Source organism: Pseudomonadota bacterium, from assembly GCA_008501635.1.
Classification (GTDB): domain Bacteria; phylum Pseudomonadota; class Gammaproteobacteria; order QQUJ01; family QQUJ01; genus QQUJ01.
Map to the genome: position 1 here is coordinate 248,628 of QQUJ01000018.1, position 19,028 is coordinate 267,655.

At 59.8% G+C, this 19,028-nt stretch carries 13 protein-coding genes; 7 read left to right on the forward strand and 6 right to left on the reverse strand.

Annotated elements, in window-relative coordinates; all coding sequences use genetic code 11:
- Positions 1–5: 5 nt before the first annotated feature.
- The 3 genes from argF to DWQ09_11215 all read right to left on the reverse strand — a co-directional run bounded on the left by argF (position 6) and on the right by DWQ09_11215 (position 2,909).
- The gene (gene argF / locus DWQ09_11205; protein KAA3627729.1) at positions 6–920 is read right to left on the reverse strand and encodes an ornithine carbamoyltransferase; all 915 of its coding nucleotides are present in this window, start codon (positions 918–920) and stop codon (positions 6–8) included.
- A 14-nt stretch (positions 921–934) separates the two neighbouring features.
- The gene (locus tag DWQ09_11210; protein ID KAA3627730.1) at positions 935–2,110 is read right to left on the reverse strand and encodes an aspartate aminotransferase family protein; all 1,176 of its coding nucleotides are present in this window, start codon (positions 2,108–2,110) and stop codon (positions 935–937) included.
- A gap of 220 nt (positions 2,111–2,330) precedes the next feature.
- Entirely contained in the window at positions 2,331–2,909 is a 579-nt protein-coding gene (locus DWQ09_11215) for a superoxide dismutase (protein ID KAA3627731.1), read from the reverse strand.
- 220 nt (positions 2,910–3,129) lie between these two features.
- On the opposite strand from DWQ09_11215, the gene DWQ09_11220 reads away from it, so the two are divergent.
- Positions 3,130–4,917 carry an N-acetylglutaminylglutamine amidotransferase gene (locus DWQ09_11220; protein KAA3627732.1) on the forward strand — a complete coding sequence of 596 codons (1,788 nt, stop codon included), beginning with the start codon at positions 3,130–3,132 and terminating at the stop codon, positions 4,915–4,917.
- A 107-nt stretch (positions 4,918–5,024) separates the two neighbouring features.
- A complete protein-coding gene (grxD, locus tag DWQ09_11225) occupies positions 5,025–5,351 on the forward strand; it encodes a Grx4 family monothiol glutaredoxin (GenBank protein KAA3627733.1) in 327 nt (108 codons plus the stop codon).
- A gap of 36 nt (positions 5,352–5,387) precedes the next feature.
- Here the strand turns inward: grxD and DWQ09_11230 are convergent, their stop codons facing one another.
- From DWQ09_11230 to DWQ09_11240, 3 genes are all read right to left on the reverse strand, one after another.
- Entirely contained in the window at positions 5,388–6,038 is a 651-nt protein-coding gene (locus tag DWQ09_11230) for a ribonuclease T (protein KAA3627734.1), read from the reverse strand.
- Between the two features lie 87 nt (positions 6,039–6,125).
- On the reverse strand, positions 6,126–7,166 hold the full coding sequence (locus DWQ09_11235) for a dihydroorotase (protein KAA3628009.1): 1,041 nt from the start codon (positions 7,164–7,166) through the stop codon (positions 6,126–6,128).
- Between the two features lie 62 nt (positions 7,167–7,228).
- Positions 7,229–8,584, reverse strand: coding sequence for a leucyl aminopeptidase family protein (locus DWQ09_11240; GenBank protein ID KAA3628010.1), 1,356 nt, complete (start codon positions 8,582–8,584; stop codon positions 7,229–7,231).
- A 418-nt stretch (positions 8,585–9,002) separates the two neighbouring features.
- On the opposite strand from DWQ09_11240, the gene DWQ09_11245 reads away from it, so the two are divergent.
- The 5 genes from DWQ09_11245 to DWQ09_11265 all read left to right on the forward strand — a co-directional run bounded on the left by DWQ09_11245 (position 9,003) and on the right by DWQ09_11265 (position 19,006).
- The gene (locus DWQ09_11245; protein ID KAA3627735.1) at positions 9,003–10,904 is read left to right on the forward strand and encodes a hypothetical protein; all 1,902 of its coding nucleotides are present in this window, start codon (positions 9,003–9,005) and stop codon (positions 10,902–10,904) included.
- 58 nt (positions 10,905–10,962) lie between these two features.
- Positions 10,963–15,804, forward strand: coding sequence for an NAD-glutamate dehydrogenase (locus DWQ09_11250; protein KAA3627736.1), 4,842 nt, complete (start codon positions 10,963–10,965; stop codon positions 15,802–15,804).
- Between the two features lie 55 nt (positions 15,805–15,859).
- Positions 15,860–16,651: an alpha/beta fold hydrolase gene (locus DWQ09_11255; protein ID KAA3627737.1), complete on the forward strand. Its 792-nt coding sequence runs from the start codon at positions 15,860–15,862 to the stop codon at positions 16,649–16,651.
- Positions 16,652–16,818: 167 nt separating this feature from the next.
- Positions 16,819–17,646, forward strand: a complete 828-nt coding sequence (locus DWQ09_11260; GenBank protein ID KAA3627738.1) for an OmpA family protein — start codon at positions 16,819–16,821, stop codon at positions 17,644–17,646.
- 142 nt (positions 17,647–17,788) lie between these two features.
- Complete coding sequence (locus tag DWQ09_11265; protein KAA3627739.1) at positions 17,789–19,006, forward strand: argininosuccinate synthase; 1,218 nt, start codon at positions 17,789–17,791, stop codon at positions 19,004–19,006.
- Positions 19,007–19,028 lie beyond the last annotated feature (22 nt).

Here is a 19,028-nt window from a genome sequence, read left to right on the forward strand (position 1 = left end):
CGTCGCTAGCAGATGAGATCCCGCAGCAGAAGTTCCAGCAGAGCCTTTTGCGAGTGCAGGCGGTTTTCGGCCTCATCCCACACGACGCTCTGTGGTCCGTCGATGACCTCCGCGGCGACCTCTTCGCCACGGTGGGCCGGCAGGCAATGCATAAACAGTGCTTCGTCATGGGCTTGAGCCATTATCGCGGCGTTGACCTGATAGGGGGCGAAGGCCTTGATGCGCTGCTGTTGCTCCTCCTCCTGACCCATGCTTGCCCACACATCGGTCACTATCAGGTCGGCATCCTTGGCTGCCGCCATCGGGTCACTGATCAGTTCGACGCTATCGTTGGCGCGCTCGACGATGGCGGCTTGCGGCGAGTAACCATCAGGAGAGGCGATACGTAGCCTGAAACCGAGTAGTACGGCAGCATTAATGTAACTGTGGCACATATTGTTGCCATCGCCGATCCAGGCCACGGTCCGGCCGCGTATCGACCCGCGGTATTCGTGATAGGTCTGCATGTCGGCCAGCAGTTGACAGGGATGGTAACTATCGGTGAGTGCGTTAATTACTGGCACGCTGGCATGGGTGGCAAAGCGCTCCAGCTTTTCGTGCTCAAACGTACGTATCACCAGCACATCGACCATGCGTGACAATACCCGGGCGGTATCCTCCATTGGTTCGCCCCGCCCCAGCTGAGTGTCACGCGGGGAAAGAAAGATCGCACCGCCGCCGAGCTGAATCATTCCCGCTTCAAACGATACTCGGGTTCGGGTTGATGATTTCTCGAACACCATGCCCAGCACGCGCTGTCCGAACGGGGCGTAGTTCTCACGGCGTCGATGCTTCATGCGCAATTCGCTGGCGCGATTGATGAGACGCTCGAACTCCGCCGATGAGAGGTCGCGCAGAGTGAGGAAGTGGCGTGGTGACATGATCAGGCTATGCGTCAGGCGCCGAGAAACTCACGAATCACGGCGCTGACGCCGTTGACGATCTGATCGGCTTCTTCGGTGGAGATGATCAGCGGCGGCAGCAGTCGTATGACCCGCTCCGCTGTTACGTTGATGAGCAGGCTCTGCTCGAGTGCGAGGGCTACCAGTTCTTTGCAGGGTTGCTCCAACTCGATGCCGATCATCAGCCCATGACCGCGGATCGTTTTAACACCCTTGATGCCACCCAGGGAATCATTGAAACCTGCGAGCATGCGCTGACCCAACTCCTCCGCGCGCGCGGCGAGGTTCTCTTTCTGCAGTATCTGCAGCACCGTGAGTGCCACCCGGCAGGCAAGCGGATTGCCACCGAAGGTAGAGCCATGATTGCCGGGTTTGAATGCTCTGGCCGCTGCGCCACGGGCAAGGCAGACGGCGACCGGGAACCCGTTGCCCAATCCTTTGGCGAGGGTCAGGACGTCGGGCGTGATACCGGCATGCTGGAAGGCGAACATCTGCCCGGTACGGCTGATACCGCTCTGAATCTCGTCGAGCATCATCAGCCACTCGTGATGATTGCAGATCTCGCGCACTCCGTGCAGGTAGCCGACCTCGGGGATGCGGATACCCCCTTCGCCCTGTATCGGTTCGAGCAGCACGGCGACGACATCCGGCGTGTTGCCGGCGACAGTCTCCAGCGCTTTCAAATCGCCGAAAGGCACGCGCACGAACCCGCTGACCAGGGGTTCGAAACCGGCCTGGACCTTGCGGTTGCCGGTCGCCGTCAGCGTCGCCAACGTGCGGCCGTGAAACGCCTGTTCCATCACCACGATGACTGGCTTGTCGATATTGCGCTGATGGCCATAGAGACGGGCGATTTTGATCGCCGCTTCGTTGGCCTCGGCACCGGAGTTGGCGAGAAAAGCGTTGTCCATTCCCGACAGGGCGGTGAGCTCCGCCGCCAGTTGGGTCTGTAGCGGGATCTCGTAAATATTGGAGGTGTGCAGCAGGCGGCGCGCCTGATCGCAGATGGCGTCGGCAATCAGCGGATGAGCATGACCCAACCCGCAGACCGCGATGCCGGCCAGGGCGTCGAGGTATTTTTTTCCGTTCTTGTCCCACAACCACGCGCCTTCCCCGCGGTCGAAGGCCACGGGAAGCCGGGCGTAGGTCTGCATGAGCGGGCTGTTCATGGCGATCACCCTGTGGCTATACCGTAAAACAAAAAAGCAGCCCCCTGAGAGGCCGCCATTTAGCCGAATTGGAAATTCTAACGGTGTATTTGGCTCTGCGTAAACCCTGCGACCATCGTCTGTTCGCTGGTAACGGCCTTAGCGCCAGGGATTGTGCTGCATCCCCCGCGAGCCGGGAGGCGGGCTCGCGGGGGTTGTGCGCCGGGTTGCGGCATGCGTATCAGAGGTTCGACGCCGCAAAATCCCAGTTCACAAGGTTCCAGAATGCTTCCACGTACTTGGGTCGCGCATTGCGGTAATCGATGTAGTAGGCGTGCTCCCAGACATCGCAGGTGAGTAGAGGTGTCTGGCCGTTGGTCATGGGGTTGCCCGCGTTGCCGGTCTGTACGATTTCCAGACCGCCATTGGCATTCTTTACCAACCAGGCCCATCCGGAGCCGAATTGAGTGACCGCGGCCTTGGTAAAGGCCTCCTTGAAGGCGTCGAGGGAGCCAAATGCCTTGTCGATGCCGGTTGCCAGGGCGCCGCTGGGGGCGCCGCCACCGTTGGGCGAGAGGCTGTTCCAGTAAAAGGTGTGGTTCCATACCTGGGCCGCGTTGTTGAACAGGCCTCCGGCGGGAGCCTTGCGAATGATCTCCTCGAGCGTCGCGTTGGCGAACTCGGTGTCCTTGATCAGGTTGTTCAGATTCACCACGTAGGTGTTGTGATGCTTGCCATGGTGAAAGTCCAGTGTCTCGGCCGAGATGTGCGGCTCCAGCGCGTTCTTTTCGTAGGGTAGTGGGGGCAGTGTGTGCTCCATGATCTTCACTCCTTGATGAGAGTTTTGGGGAGAGTCAGTTCGTTTGAATCGATAACAAAATCGTAGTCGCTTGCCTGTAATGCCACATTGAGCTACATCAGCTAAACCCAATATAACAATGTAGTTTAGTCGGAAATATAGCAGTTGTTGGGACGGTGGTAAGATAGCCGCCCTTGCGCGGTTGGTGGACCGTGCCGATGTTGACCTGTCCGAGGTGGTTATGTGCGGGATCTGTGGTGAGCTGCGCTTTGACAGTGCCAGAGGTGATCTGGCTGCCCTCGGGCGCATGCTGGAGCCGCTGAAACGGCGCGGACCCGATCATGAAGGGTGCTATACCGATGGACCGGTGGCGTTGGGGCATCGACGCCTCGCCATCATCGATCTCTCCGAGAGATCCAACCAACCGCTGGTCGATAGCGATCTGGGTCTGGTGCTGGTCTTCAATGGCACGATCTACAACTATCCCGAGTTACGTCACGAGTTGATCGATCTGGGCTATCACTTCTTCTCTCACGGCGACAGTGAGGTGATCGTCAAGGCCTACCACGCCTGGGGAGAGCGCTGTGTTGAACGCTTTCTCGGCATGTTCGCTTTTGGTATCTGGGATCTGCACAACCAGCGGCTTTTTCTGGCGCGTGACCGCATGGGCATCAAACCCCTTTACTACGCGCGGTCGGGGCGCTGGTTGCGTTTTGCCTCGAACACCCAGTCCTTGCTGGCAGCCGGTGGGATCGATGCGGGAATCGATCCCGTTGGCCTGCATCACCAACTGACCCTGCATGCGGTGATTCCCGCGCCGCACACGATCCTCAAGGGTGTGCGCAAGGTGGCGCCGGGAACCACGCTTACGGTGACTCGCGACGGCAAGGTTCAAGAGCGGGTCTACTGGCGGCTGCATGCCGCTCGCCCCAGGGAGGCGCGCGACGAACAGCAGTGGATCGACGATGTCCACGAGGCGCTCAAGCGTGCTGTGGATCGGCGCCTGCGCATCGCCGATGTGCCGGTTGGGGTGCTGTTGTCGGGCGGTCTCGATTCGAGCCTGCTGGTGGGGTTGCTCGCGGAAGCGGGGGTGGAGGACCTGCTGACCTTCTCCGTTGGATTTGAGGATCAACCCGAGGAGAAGGGCAGCGAATTCGAGTATTCCGATCAGGTGGTGGAGCGTTTCCACACGCGACACCACAAGTTTCTGATCCCCAACGATAGCGTGCTCGATCGGCTGCCCGAGGCGGTGGATCAGATGGCCGAGCCGATGGTGGGTCAGGACGCCGTTGCCTTCTATCTGCTGGCAGAGCGGGTATCACGTGAGGTGAAGGTGGTGCAGAGCGGTCAGGGGGCTGACGAGGTCTTTGGCGGCTACTTCTGGTACCCGCGCATGGCGGCTGAGACCGAGGGCGCGCCGGTGGATCGGTTTCGCAAGCACTATTTCGATCGCGACCATGACGAGTTTCTCGCCACCGTGGCCCGACCCTTCCACGGTGCTGATCATACCGCGATGCGCATCGCCGAATTGCTCAGCGAAGAGGGTGCAGAGACCTTCATCGATGCCGTGCTGCGCCTCGATGTTACTACGCTGATCGTCGATGACCCGGTCAAGCGTGTCGATAACATGACCATGGCCTGGGGCCTGGAGGCACGGGTGCCGTTCCTTGATCATGAGCTGGTCGCACTGGCGATGCAGATGCCTCCCGAGCTCAAACTGCGCGCTGGCGGCAAGTATCCGCTCAAAGCCATCGCGCGCGGGTTGCTGCCCGATGCCGTGATCGACCGACCAAAGGGTTATTTTCCGGTACCGGCCCTCAAATTCGTGCGCGGTGAGTTTCTCGCCTTCATGCGTGAAATCCTCAATTCCACGGCGTGCCGGCAGCGCGGACTTTTTCGGCGCAACTACGTTGAGAAGCTGCTCGCCGAGCCCGAATCCCATCACACCCGTATTTTGGGCAGTAAACTCTGGCATTTGGCGTTGTTGGAGCTATGGTTGCAGCGTAACGTCGACACAGTGGCCAACTGATGGGCTGCCATCGAGAATCATTTTCAGTTAGACTGAGTCTATTGAAACTACAGTGTTCACTGGTCAGCGAAATTTCTCCCCCGTAGCAATCTGAATGAGGTAACCGAATGGACGTACTTGATCGCATCCGTCAACAGGTGGAGGGAAATCCCGTCGTTCTCTACATGAAAGGCACCCCCCAGTTTCCCATGTGCGGTTACTCCAGCCGCGCATCCCAAGCACTGGCGGCCTGCGGCGAAGATTTCTTTTACGTCAACGTGTTGGAAGATCCGGAGATCTTCGAGAATCTTCCGCGCTATGCCGATTGGCCCACCTTTCCGCAGCTCTACATCAATGGCGAACTGATGGGTGGTTGCGATATCACCCTTGAGCTCCACCAGAAGGGTGATCTGCAGAAGTTGGTCAAGGAGGCAGTCGCAGGCAGCGCCGCTTGAGAGTGGTCTGACAGTGCGGATCGGGGTCGGCAGCCTTTACCCGAAGGCAGCCGGCCTCGACTCTTCCGCCGAGTCTTCGAGATCCTTCCAGCGATTGACGATCAGGCAAAAAAGCTCGGCTGTGCGCTTGGCGTCATAGATGGCGGAATGCGCCTGATTGTTGTCCCAATCCATACCCGCGGCCTGCACCACTCGCGACAGCACCGTCTGTCCGTATACCAGTCCTCCCAGCGTTGCCGTGTCGAAGCTGCTGAAGGGGTGGAAGGGATTGCGCTTGATCTCAGCCCGTTCTACAGCGGCGTTGAGAAAGGCGAGATCGAAAAGCGGGTTATGTCCGACCAGAATGGCCCGCGAACAGTTGGCCCTGCTTACTGCGCGGCGCACCGGCCGGAAGATGTCTTTCAGTGCCTCCTGTTCCGGCAACGCTTCCCGGAACGGGTGATAGGGATCGATACCGTTGAACGCCAGCGACTCCTCGCTGAGATGTGCGCCCGGGAAGGGCAGGATATGCGACGCGTAGGCAGGACCCGGCCGCAGGTAGCCTTGATCATCCATGTCGAGGATAACGGCGGCGATCTCCAGCAGAGCGTCGGTCTGAGGATTGAGTCCGGCGGTTTCAACGTCCACCACGACCGGGAGGAAGCTCCGAAACCGTGAGGCAATAGGTGCTCTGTTGGTGATTGACATCGACTCCCGCGTCTTTCGCTTGGGTAGACAGTTGCTCCAAGGCTAGGACTCTAACACAATCCTGATTAAGCCTGTAAGGAATAGGGCTTACGCCGTCATTACGCTCCAGACGATCGTCTCGCCCGCCCGCAGCGGGATCAACCCCCCATCGGGGTAGGGGTAACTTTCCGCGACGGGGTAGGCCCGGCGCTCCAGGGTGACTTTGTCACTGTTGCGCTCCAGGCCGTAGAAGTCGGCGCCGTGGAATGCGGCAAAGCCTTCCAACCGGTTCAGAGCTCCCGCCTGCTCGAAGGCCTCGGCATAAAGTTCAAGGGCGCCGTGGGCGGTGTAGATGCCCGCACAGCCACAGGCCGTTTCCTTGCCCTTGCGGGCATGCGGCGCACTGTCGGTTCCGAGAAAAAACTTCGGATTGCCACTGGTTGCGGCGGCGAGCAGTGCCTGGCGATGCTCCTCACGTTTGAGGACGGGCAGGCAGAACAGGTGCGGGCGGATACCGCCGTGGAAAAGTGCATTGCGATTGTAGAGCAGGTGATGGGCGGTCAGCGTGGCCGCGACGCGCGCCGGTGCCTGCTGGACGAACTCGATGCCCTGGCGGGTGGTGACATGTTCGAGCACCACGCGCAAACCCTGAAACCGTTCGATCAGCGGTGCCAGCTGTCGTTCGATAAAGACCGCTTCGCGATCGAAGACATCGACCTTCGGATCGGTCACCTCGCCATGCACCAGCAGCGGCAGATCGTGATGCTCCATCGCTTCGAGCGCCGGGAGGATGTTCTCAATGGCAGTGACACCCGAAGCGGAATGCGTGGTCGCGCCGGCCGGGTAGAGTTTGGCGGCGTGAACCTGCCCGGATTCGCGCGCCTTGCGGATCTCCTGCGGGTCGGCGTGATCGGTCAGATAGAGTGTCATCAACGGCTCGAAGCCGTTGCCTGCGGGCACCGCGGCGAGGATACGTTGCCGGTAGGCGAGCGCCTGCTCGACGGTCGTCACGGGCGGGCGCAGGTTGGGCATGATGATCGCGCGACCGAACACCCTTGCGGTATGCGGTACGACGGTGGTCAGCGCCGCGCCGTCGCGCACATGCAGGTGCCAATCGTCGGGGCGGGTGAGGGTCAGGGAGTCTATCACTTCGAGCCTCGTCAACGCGGCGGTTCTGTAGCTGGGAGTAGCGCCATTCTATCCGACGCTGTTCACGCCGTCTTTTCCAGGTGACGACCCAGTAACAGTTCCAGCGTGTACCGCACGCCAAAACCGGTTACATCGGTGGGGATGTGGCCGAGGCCGCCGCGGTTGCGACCGGCGCCAAGATCGATATGTACCCAGGGGATCGCCGCATCGATAAAGCGCTGCAGGAAACGTGCGGCGAGGATGTGATCCGCCTCGCCCTCCAGCGTGCACTGCTTGATGTCGGCGATGGTGCTCTCCAGCGCATCGTCGAAATCCTTGTCGTTGGGAAAGGTCCAGACTCTTTCACCACTGTGACGTCCCGCCTCGATCAATGGAGCATGGTAGTCGTCGCGATTGGTGACGATGCCGCTGTAACGGGTGCCCAGGGCGTGGATACAGGCACCGGTGAGCGTCGCATAGTCGATGATCAGTCGTGGTTTTTCCTTGCTGGCAATGGCCAGGGTATCGGCGAGCACCATACGGCCCTCGGCATCGGTGTGCACCACCTCGATGGTCGTACCGTTGCTGGCCGTGACGACGTCGTTGGGTTTGTAGGCGCGGGGCCCGATATGGTTCTGTGCCAGCGCCAGCCAGCAGTCGATGGGAAATCCGACACGCAGCTGTGTGAGTGCCAGCAGCGTACCCAACGCTACCGCACTGCCCTCCATGTCTTCGTGCATGTTGAACATGCCGCGCGCCGGTTTGAGGTTCACGCCCCCGGTATCGAAACAGAGTCCCTTGCCCACCAGGGCGATCGGTTTCCCTTTCGGCTTGGCGGGGCGGTAACGCAGTTTTACGATGCCGGCATCACGCTCTTCGCTGCCCTGCACGACCGCGAGAAAGGCCCCTGCTTTACGCCGCTTGAGTTGTCCAATGTCGTAAAACGTCATCTGCCAGCCGTGTTGTCGGGCGAGTCGGGTAACCTCCTTGCGATAGAGCGCCGGTGTCAATGTGTTGCCAGGCATCAGCGTCAGCCGCCGTGCCAACTCGTTGCCCGCTGCCTCGGCGAGCAGTCGATTGCCGGCGATGCGTGTTTTGATGTTGAAGAGCGCGATGGTCTGTAGTTTTTGCGGCGCCTTGGCTTTGCTCTTGAAATGGGGAAGATCGACGCAGCCTGCCAGTGACGCTGCGACCAGCGCCTCCGCGACGCGCTCGTTGAGTCGTTCGTCTTCGAGGCAAACCATGACCGGCAGGGCCGCGACTGTATTTTGCGCTGATTCGGCCACAGCCTTGCGCGCTGCGGTCAGCAGCATATAGGTATCCGACTCGTCGGCGACCGCGAGTGCAACGACGCGGGTCGCACGGTTGTTGGACAGGTCGAACACGACGATCGAGCCGTTGGCGAAGTCGGATGCGCGCTGTTTGATTCGTCGCAGCATCTCTGCCCCATACGGCAATTCCTGTTTCCGTACGGCGTTCAGATCGGGCGGTAACGCCAGCACCACGGTCGCGTACCGATCGAGGGTGCGTTCGCTGGGTAGTCGAGCGGATTGGCGGATGCGGATTGGTTTCATGCCTTATTACCCTTGAGTGACGAAATCGCGCAGCAACTGCGGATCATACGGCAGTTGCACTGAAGCTGCAGTGCATCTCGACGGCCTTGACTATACTGGACTGGAAAGGTGCCGGGCGCTGTTCGAACAATCGATCTCGCTCGTCGCGTTCAAGTGTATGCGCGGATCCCGTTGGACGATGGATGATACTGGGGAACCGTAGATCGTGTTAGTTGCGTTGCGGTGTGGTCCGCGCCCAGTACGCGCCGCAACGCATCGATCGCTGGCATCCGAGAGGTGGTTCATGGCAGTCCATCCCGACGTAGATCCCCAGGAAACCCGCGAGTGGCAGAATGCCCTCGAGGCTGTACTGGAACGCGAGGGAACGGAGCGGGCGCACTATCTGCTGGAACAACTGATCGACAAGGCACGGCGCTCGGGCGCCTATCTTCCCTGCAGCGCGCGCACCGCCTGCATCAACACCATTCCTACGAACCAGGAGGAGCGCAATCCGGGCGATAGGGAACTGGAACGACGCATCCGCTCCATCATCCGTTGGAATGCAACCGCCAAGGTGGTGCGCGCCAACCGCAAGAGCAGCGAACTGGGTGGACATATCGCCAGCTTTGCCTCGGCCGCAACCCTCTACGATGTGGGATTCAATCATTTCTTCCGCGCCCCGAATGCCGAGCAGGCAGGTGATCTGGTTTTTATCCAGGGCCATTCCGCGCCGGGCATCTACGCCCGTGCCTATCTGGAGGGGCGCATCGACGAGACGCAGCTGGAGCGTTTCCGCCAAGAGGTAGCGGGCGGCGGTCTCTCATCCTATCCACACCCCTGGCTGATGCCCGATTTCTGGCAGTTTTCCACGGTCTCCATGGGTCTCGGGCCGCTGACGGCGATCTATCAGGCACGTTTCATGAAATACCTGGAACATCGTGGAATCATCGAAGCGTCCAACCACAAGGTCTGGGCGTTCATGGGCGATGGCGAGATGGATGAACCGGAGTCGCTGGGAGCGATTGCTTTGGCGGGGCGCGAAGGGCTCGACAATCTCATCTTTGTCATCAACTGCAACCCCCAGCGCCTGGACGGTCCGGTGCGCGGTACCGGCAAGATCATCCAGCAGCTGGAATCCGATTTTCGCGGCGCTGGATGGAATGCCATCAAAGTGATCTGGGGCTCGTATTGGGATCCGCTTCTGGCGCGCGATACCAAAGGACTGCTGCGCCGGCGTATGGAGGAAGCGGTCGATGGCGAATATCAGAAATTCAGGGCCAAAGGCGGCAAGTACACACGCGAGCATTTCTTTGGCAAATTCCCCGAACTCAGGGAGATGGTGGCCAATCTCACCGATGAGGATATCTGGCGTCTCAATCGCGGAGGCCATGATCCCAACGAGATCTATGCGGCCTACGCCGCCGCGGTCAAGCACACCGGGCAGCCAACGGTCATCCTCGCCAAAACGGTGAAGGGTTACGGCATGGGTGAGGCGGGCGAGGGACAGAACATCACCCACCAGCAGAAGAAACTCGACGACGAGTCGTTGCGGCATTTCCGCGATCGCTTCAGGATCCCGGTCACCGATGACCAGACCGGCGCAGTGCCGTTCTACAAGCCACCCGCAGACAGCCCTGAGATTCAGCACCTCCAACAGTCTCGTGAGAAACTGGGCGGTTACCTGCCGCTGCTTTCATTCCTGATGAAAGCGGCGGTGGCAGCCCTGAAGCGGTACGAGAGTTTCACCGCCTCGCGCGATCCGGGCGGCGCGCGGCTCATTTTGAAACGCTACTGCCATCTCGGCATCACCGTCGATACGCCCAACGGATTGGTGATGCCGGTGTTGCGGGATGTCGATCAAAAAGGTCTGTGGACATTGACCGAGGAGCTTGCCGGAATCAGTGACAAGGCGCGCGTCGGCAAGCTTTCACCCATGGAGATGCAGGGAGCGACGTTTACCGTTTCCAGTCCGGGTGGTATCGGTGGCGTCGCGTTCACGCCCATCGTCAATGTGCCGGAAGTGGCCATCCTTGGTGCCTCGCGCGCTGCGCTCAAGCCGAGCTGGCGGGGTGGCGAGTTCGTACCCAGGCTGCAGCTGCCGTTGTCGCTCTCTTATGATCACAGGGTCATCGACGGTGCCGCCGCAGCGCGATTCAGTGCGTTTCTCGCCACGTTGCTGGGTGACATCCGGCGGTTGCTGCTGTGACGATCGCGAGGTAATCGTTTGCATGAACACCGAATTCACCGCTTAACAGGAGTATGGTGTGCACAATCCCAAGCAAGAAAAGCAGGAAACCCTCGAGCGCGTTGTTGAACTGGTACGCAAACGCTTCAAGGGTGAGCAGGCCGCACAGATCGCGGCGTTTCTGGCCCACTACTATGCGAAGACGCCACCCGAAGATCTCCGGTTGTGGCGTGATCAGGATCTTTATGGTGCTGCCATCGCACAGTGGAATCAGCTGCAGCGACGCGCATCGGGTTCCCATCTCATCAACGTCTACAATCCAGATTTCGAGGAGCACGGTTGGGAGTCGACCCATACCATCGTCGAGCTGGTCCTCGAGGACATGCCGTTTCTGGTCGACTCGGTCAGCATGGAGCTGGCGCGTCATGGGCTGACCATACATCTGATCATTCATCCCGTGATCTCGGTTCGCCGCGACAGGGCGGGTCACCTGCTCGCAGTCGTCGGCAGCGACGACGAAAATGCGGTCCGCGAATCCATCATGCACTTCGAGATCGATCGACAGACCGATCGTGCCGTGCTTAAAACGGTGCGTAAAGAGCTGGGCAGGGTGCTGATGGAGGTGCGTGCAGCCGTCGAAGATCAGCATACCATGCGGGCAAAAATGGCCGAGATCGTCGACGAGCTGGAAAGCAACCCGCCGCCCCTCGATGCCGACGCGGTTGAAGAGGACAAAGCGTTCTTGCGCTGGGCGATCGATGAACACTTTACGTATCTCGGTTACCGCGCTTACGACCTGATTCGAGGTAAGGGCGAAGATGCGCTCAAGGGTGTCGGCAGTTCGGGAATCGGGATATTGCGTGCTTCGCAGTCGGGCGCTTCACGCAGTTTTGCGGTATTGCCGCCGGAGCTGCAGAAGCTGGCTCGTGAGCCGATACTTCTGATTCTTACCAAGAGTAACTCGCGCTCGCTTGTTCACCGCTCCGCCAACATGGATTACATCGGCATCAAGCGGTTCGGTGCCAAGGGCAAAGTGATTGGAGAACACCGCTTCCTCGGTCTCTACACTTCGTCGGCCTACAGTCAGTCTCCGCGCCGCATTCCGGTGCTGCGCCACAAGGTTGAGACGGTGCTCAAGAAATCCGGTAGTCCACCGGACAGCCATGATGGCAAGACCCTGATGCATATTCTTGAGGGGTATCCGCGCGACGAGTTGATCCAGACCCCCGAGGATGAGTTGTTCGAAACCTGCATGGGTATTCTCAATCTGCAGGAGCGCCAACGGGTGCGCTTGTTTGTGCGTCGCGATCCCTTCGGGCGCTTCGTCTCGTGTCTCGTCTATGTGCCGCGCGACAGCTACAACACCGAGTTGCGAGTGCGCATGGGCGAAATCCTGAAGCGCGCCCTCGGCGGCACCGATATCGAGTTTACCGTGCAGATCTCCGACTTGATGTTGGCGCGCGTGCACTTTATCGTGCGCACCGCGCCGGGGCAGATCCCCGAATTCGATGTGGCAGAGCTGGAAGCCGATCTCGTCGAAGCCACCCGCAGTTGGCAGGATATGCTATTTCGCACACTCATCGAGCATTACGGCGAGGAAAAAGGGAATCGACTGCATCAGAAGTATCGCATGGCCTTTCCGGCGGGGTATCGCGAGTACTTCACGTCGCGAACCGCAGTCTACGATATCGAGCATATCGAACGACTCGATGACGAGAAGAGCCTGGAGATGTTGCTCTATCGACCGCTGGAAGCTCCCAGTGGAGCGTTGCGCTTCAAGCTCTATCGACGCGGTGAGCCGATCTTCCTCTCCAAGACGCTTCCGATGCTGGAAAACATGGGGGTTGAGGTTGTGTTCGAGCACCCCTACCAGGTACAGCCGGAAGGCGAGGGTGCGGTATGGATACACAACTTCGGCCTCCAGCATGCCGCCGAGCTGGAGTTTGCCGCCGAGGAGATCAAAGGCATTTTCCAGGATGCCTTCGCTCGGGTGTGGCTGGGAGATGTGGAGAACGATGCTTTCAATCGCCTGGTGCTGAGCGCCCAACTCGACTGGCGCGAATCCACGCTGCTGCGTGCCTACACGCGCTACCTGCGGCAGGTCAGCGCGAATTTCAGTGAGAGCTATATCGCGGCAACCCTCGAAGCGAATGCCGGTATCGCGCGGCGGCTGGTACAGTTGTTTCATGTGCGCTTCGATCCGCACAAGCGCAAGGGGGCGGAGGAGCGTGCCAATAAGCTGATCGAGCAGATCAACACCGCGATTGATTCGGTGAGCAGTCTCGATGAGGATCGCATTCTACGACGCGTGCTCGCGGCAATGCAGGCGACCCTGCGCACCAACTACTACCAACATCTGCGCAAGGGCGTTCCCAAGTCCTATATCTCGTTCAAATTCAGTCCCAAAGAAATACCCGACATGCCGGCGCCCAAGCCGGCTTACGAGATCTTTGTCTACTCACCGCGAACCGAAGGTGTGCATCTGCGCGGCGGCAAGGTGGCGCGCGGCGGCTTGCGCTGGTCGGACCGACGCGAAGATTTCCGCACCGAGGTCCTCGGTTTGCTAAAAAGCCAATTGGTGAAGAATGCGGTGATCGTTCCGGTTGGGGCCAAGGGCGGTTTTGTGGTCAAACAGCCGCCGGTGGAAGGTGGGCGCGAGGCGCTGCAGGAGGAGGTGAAGTTCTGCTACCGCAGTTTCATCCGCGGCCTGCTCGACGTTACCGACAACCTGGTGGGCGGAAAGGTGGTAGCGCCGCAGGATGTCGTACGTCACGATGATGATGATCCCTATCTGGTGGTGGCGGCGGACAAGGGCACGGCTACCTTCTCCGATCTTGCCAATGAGGTAGCGGGCGAGTACGGGTTCTGGCTGGGTGATGCGTTTGCCTCGGGCGGTTCGGCCGGCTACGACCACAAAAAACTGGGCATTACGGCGCGTGGCGCGTGGGAATCGGTGAAACTCCAGTTTGCCGAAATGGGTCTCGATATGGTCAACCAAACCTTCACGGTCGTCGGCATCGGCGATATGGCTGGAGATGTGTTCGGCAACGGTCTGCTCTACTCGCGCAACACCAAGTTGGTTGCTGCCTTCAATCATCTGCATATCTTTATCGATCCTGATCCCGATCCGGAGACGAGTTTCAAAGAGCGCGAGCGCCTGTTCCAACTGCCGCACTCGACCTGGGAGGACTATGACCGTACGGTGCTCTCACCAGGTGGTGGGATTTTCTCGAGGCGCGACAAGAGCATCCTGCTCAGTCCGGAAGTACAGCGTTTGATCAATGTCAGCGAGGCGCGGCTGGCACCCAACGAATTGATCCGCGCCATTCTGCGCATGTCCTCGGATCTGTTGTGGAGTGGTGGCATCGGCACCTTCGTCAAGGCCAGCCATGAGAGCCATGCCGATGTCGGCGATCGCGCCAATGATGCGATACGTGTCGATGGACGTGAACTGGGTTGTGCGGCCGTCGGCGAAGGCGGCAACCTGGGTCTGACGCAGCTGGGGCGCATCGAATACGCTGCCCGTGGGGGACGGGTCAACACCGATTTCGTCGACAATTCGGGTGGTGTGGACTGTTCCGACCACGAGGTCAACATCAAGATCCTGCTCGACAACGTGGTGGCCAACGGCGATATGACCCTCAAACAGCGCAACCAGCTGATGGCCAGGATGGCCGACGAGGTGTCCGATCATGTACTGGAACATAACCGCCACCGCGCGCAGGCGATCAGCATGATCGAGGTGCAGGCGTTTCAGTTGCTCGACGAGCAGAGCCGTTTCATGCATGCCCTCGAACGCGAAGGACTGCTCGATCGCGCCCTGGAGTTCCTGCCCAACGATGAGGTCCTGGCGGAACGGCAAACGGAAGGTCGGGGCCTGTTGCGACCGGAAATTTCGGTACTGCTTGCCTACTCGGCTATCGTGCTCTATCAGCAACTGTTGGCCAGCGACATCGCCGATGATCCTTTCTTTGTCCATGAGCTGCGCGACTATTTTCCACAACCGCTGCGTGAACGGTTCGCCGAGGAGATGATGAGTCATCGGCTGCATCGCGAAATCATAACCACCCAGGTGACCAACAGTATGGTCAACCGCGTCGGCATTACCTTTATCCACCGCCTGCGCGAGGAGACGGGTGCCGAGCCGGGCGATATTGCGCGTTCCTACACGGCCGCGCGCGAGGTGTTCGCGGTACGAAACCTTTGGAATCAGATCGAGGCTCAGCAAAGTGGTGTTGCCGCACCATTGGTGATACAGATGTTTCTGGAGTGCGGTCAATTGGTGGAGCAGGCGACACGCTGGTTCCTGCGCCGTTTGCGGCAGCCGTTGGCGATCGATGAAACGGTGGCGCGTTTTTCCGCCGGTGCCCAGGCGCTTGCTCAGGTGCTCCCGGGAGTGGTCGTGGACGTCGATCGCGAGGAGTTGGAGCAAGCGGCGCTTGAATACACGACCGGGGGTGCGGATGAGTCGCTGGCCAGGCAACTGGCGTCGCTGCGCATGCTCTATGCCGCGCTCGATGTCGTGGAAGTGAGCGAGACGAGCGGATATTCCATCCAGGATGTGGCCTATGTTTACTTCCATCTCGGTGATCGTCTGGGTCTGCATTGGCTGCGCGATCAGATTGCCTCGCTCAGCACCGCGAACCACTGGCAGGCAATGGCCTGCTCTGCGCTGCACGATGATGTCACCACCAAGCAGGGGGCACTGGTCGCGAGCATCCTGCGCCAAGCCAAGCGCAGCAAAAAGATCGATCTGCTGATCGAGAACTGGCTGGTGGACAACGAGGCGGCGACGCGACGCTGGCAGCGCATCCTGGCCGATTTGCACACCGCTGGCAGTCCCGATCTTGCAATGCTCTCGGTTGCGGTACGTGAAGTGCGCGATCTCGCCCAAGCCAGTGCTCAGGTGACGACGAAGTGAGGCGACCCCGTGGCAGGCGCTAACCCTTGCATAGCGTTGGATTCGGTCAACGGGCATGATTGAAACTGTCGAACTGTCGACACGAGTATCGGGTAGCGGCGAGCCCCTCGTCATTGCGCACGGGCTTTTTGGTTCCAGCCGCAACTGGTCAGCGCTCGCCCAATCGCTGAGCGAGAACTACCAGGTGTGGTGTGTCGACCAGCGCAATCATGGCGAGTCCCCGCACGCTGAGACGATGGGCTATCCGGAGATGGCAGCCGATCTGCTGGCGCTGTTGGATCGCGAAGGTTTGGAGCGGGTCCATCTCATCGGCCACAGCATGGGCGGCAAGACCGCCATGTGGTTCGCATTGCACCATCCGCGACGGGTGAAACGGTTAATGGTGGTCGACATCGCACCGGTCAGCTATCGCCACGATTACGAAGGCATGGTTGCGGCTATGAGGGGGATCGATTTCTCCCTCCTCGGGCGCCGGGACCAGGTCGATGCGGCACTGCGCGCCGTGGTGGCGGAGCCCGGTGTTCGGCAGTTTTTGCTGACCAACCTGGTAAATCGAGAAGGACAGTTCCAGTGGCGCGTCAACCTCGCGGCCATCGGGGCGGCCCTGCCCGCACTGACCGCTTTTCCGGACGTCAACGCTGGGATTTGCTATGACGGGCCGACGCTCTTGCTCGGCGGAGCCAACTCGCCGTATCTGCGCAGTGAACACGAGCCGCGCATCTTTCGTCTCTTCCCCAATGCCGAAATCGTGCATCTGCCCGCAACCGGACATTGGGTGCATGCCGAGCGACCGCAGGAGTTCCTGCGGATCGCACAGCGCTTTTTTGCAGGAGAGGCTTGCAGCTAATACGCTGAATCCACTGCTGGGTGTTCGGTCACCCCTTATCCTCACCAGCGGGAAACTATTAAGATTCGCCTGCACCCTGCCGATGTAATGGTCAGACTGAATCAGGGTGGACGGATCACTTGGTGAAGCACTGGATACGCAGAGGACTGTTGTTGCCGGTACTGTGGATGGCGATTGCCACCACCGTGAATGCGGGTGAGCGGGTCTATGGTGCAGAGCCCATCGAATCGCAGTGGCAGGTCAGTTCCGACAGCATACAGTGCCGCATGGAGCACCCCATCCCCCAGTTCGGTCAGGCGAGTTTCGTTCAGGCGCTCGATGCACCGCTGCGTTTCGAACTGGGCAGCCTGCGTCCTCAGCAGGCCGGCCCGGTGGCGTTGCGGGCGATTCCTCCCGAATGGCGTCCGGGCTTTCCGATCGTTGAATTGGGCGAGACGAGGTTGACGCAGGGGCAGCGCACCCTGCGGATCGACGATCACCGTGCCGAATGGCTGCTTGCCGAACTTGAAGAGGGGGTTTACCCGGCGATCTTCTTTGCCGAATCCGGCGCGGGGCGTGGTGGGGTTTCGGTGGTGCTTTCCGGTGTCCGCTTTCGTGATGCCCTCGACACCTTCCTGGAGTGCCGGTCGAAATTGTTGAATGTGGATGTGGCCGCACTTCGCAACCGTACGCTGCGATTTGACACCAACAAGAGCAGAATCGGCGACAGTGATCGCGAGGCTCTGCGTGAGCTGGCCCGTTTTGCGAGTAGTGGTGACGTCAGACGCCGAAAAGTGATTATCGAAGCCCATGCCGATGCCCGGGGCAGCACCCGCTACAACGAGAAGCTGTCCCTGCGGCGCGCCGAGGCGGTGCGCGACTTCCTGATCGCCCAGGGCGTGATGCGCGACCAGATCCAGATCAGCGCCCTTGGAGAGCGTAAACCGCTGGCCGACAATCGGTCTTCCGCGGGGCGGACACTGAATCGACGCGCCAGTGTGCGCGTTATCAACTAGAACCCATCTCAAAATCCCCCGCGCGCTGCAGCGATCCCATTTTCGTCAGAAATTTCGGGTATAATTCCCCGCCTGTTGGCGCGCGCGTCATCGCTGTGCGGTGTCCGACTTTGAATCCCATCGCGGTTTTGGAGCAACTTCCATGTCTGGCGTTAAAAAGGTGGTTTTGGCCTATTCCGGGGGTCTGGATACCTCGGTAATCCTCAAGTGGCTGCAAGATGTCTACGGTTGCGAGGTGGTGACTTTTACCGCCGACATCGGCCAGGGCGAAGAGCTCGAACCCGCACGTGTCAAGGCCAAGGCCATGGGCGTCAAGGAGATCTATATCGATGATCTGCGCGAGGAGTTTGTTGGCGATTTTGTGTATCCCATGTTCCGTGCCAACGCGATCTACGAGGGCGAGTACCTGCTCGGCACCTCGATAGCCCGGCCGCTGATTGCCAAACGCCTGGTGGAGATTGCCAACGAGACCGGCGCCGATGCCATCAGCCATGGTGCGACGGGCAAAGGCAATGATCAGGTTCGTTTTGAACTCGGGGCCTACGCCCTCAAGCCCGATGTCAGGATCATTGCGCCCTGGCGCGAATGGGATTTGCTTTCGCGCGAGAAGCTGATGGCGTACGCGGAACAGCACGGAATCGCGGTCGATTACGCCAAGAAGGGTAAAAAGTCACCCTACTCGATGGATGCCAATCTGCTGCACATCTCCTACGAAGGCGGCGTGCTGGAGGATCCCTGGGCTGAACCCGAAGAGGAGATGTGGCGCTGGACCCGCGCACCCGAAGCGGCACCGGACAAGCCGATCTATCTCGAACTCACCTATCGTCAGGGCGACATAGTGGCCATCGATGGTGCGGCGATGAGCCCGGCTCAGGTCCTTACAAAGCTCAACCAGATCGGTGGGGAAAATGGCATCGGTCGACTCGACATTGTCGAGAATCGCTATGTGGGCATGAAGTCGCGCGGCTGCTACGAAACACCCGGCGGCACCATCATGCTGCGTGCCCATCGCGCCATCGAATCGTTGACACTGGATCGTGAGGTTGCCCACCTCAAGGATGAGTTGATGCCGCGTTATGCAAGTCTGATATACAACGGCTACTGGTTCAGTCCTGAACGCGAGATGATGCAAAAGATGATCGACGCTTCACAGGCGAGTGTGAACGGTGTGGTGCGCATCAAACTCTATAAGGGCAATGTCGGCGTCGTCGGTCGCAAATCCGAATCAGACAGCCTCTTCGATGAGAGCATCGCCACCTTCGAGGACGACGCGGGCGCCTATCACCAAGGTGACGCGGAAGGTTTCATCAAACTTAACGCACTGCGCATGCGTATCGCCGCAAAGAAACGACCACGATAGTTCTCGCGTTGGCGGGCAAGGT

Excerpts from the sequence above, each read along its gene's own strand:
- argF (KAA3627729.1), bottom strand. The coding sequence starts at position 920 with ATGTCACCACGCCACTTCCTCACTCTGCGCGACCTCTCATCGGCGGAG.
- DWQ09_11210 (KAA3627730.1), bottom strand. The coding sequence starts at position 2,110 with ATGAACAGCCCGCTCATGCAGACCTACGCCCGGCTTCCCGTGGCCTTC.
- DWQ09_11215 (KAA3627731.1), bottom strand. The coding sequence starts at position 2,909 with ATGGAGCACACACTGCCCCCACTACCCTACGAAAAGAACGCGCTGGAG.
- DWQ09_11220 (KAA3627732.1), top strand. The coding sequence starts at position 3,130 with ATGTGCGGGATCTGTGGTGAGCTGCGCTTTGACAGTGCCAGAGGTGAT.
- grxD (KAA3627733.1), top strand. The coding sequence starts at position 5,025 with ATGGACGTACTTGATCGCATCCGTCAACAGGTGGAGGGAAATCCCGTC.
- DWQ09_11230 (KAA3627734.1), bottom strand. The coding sequence starts at position 6,038 with ATGTCAATCACCAACAGAGCACCTATTGCCTCACGGTTTCGGAGCTTC.
- DWQ09_11240 (KAA3628010.1), bottom strand. The coding sequence starts at position 8,584 with ATGCTGCGACGAATCAAACAGCGCGCATCCGACTTCGCCAACGGCTCG.
- DWQ09_11245 (KAA3627735.1), top strand. The coding sequence starts at position 9,003 with ATGGCAGTCCATCCCGACGTAGATCCCCAGGAAACCCGCGAGTGGCAG.
- DWQ09_11255 (KAA3627737.1), top strand. The coding sequence starts at position 15,860 with ATGATTGAAACTGTCGAACTGTCGACACGAGTATCGGGTAGCGGCGAG.
- DWQ09_11260 (KAA3627738.1), top strand. The coding sequence starts at position 16,819 with ATGGCGATTGCCACCACCGTGAATGCGGGTGAGCGGGTCTATGGTGCA.
- DWQ09_11265 (KAA3627739.1), top strand. The coding sequence starts at position 17,789 with ATGTCTGGCGTTAAAAAGGTGGTTTTGGCCTATTCCGGGGGTCTGGAT.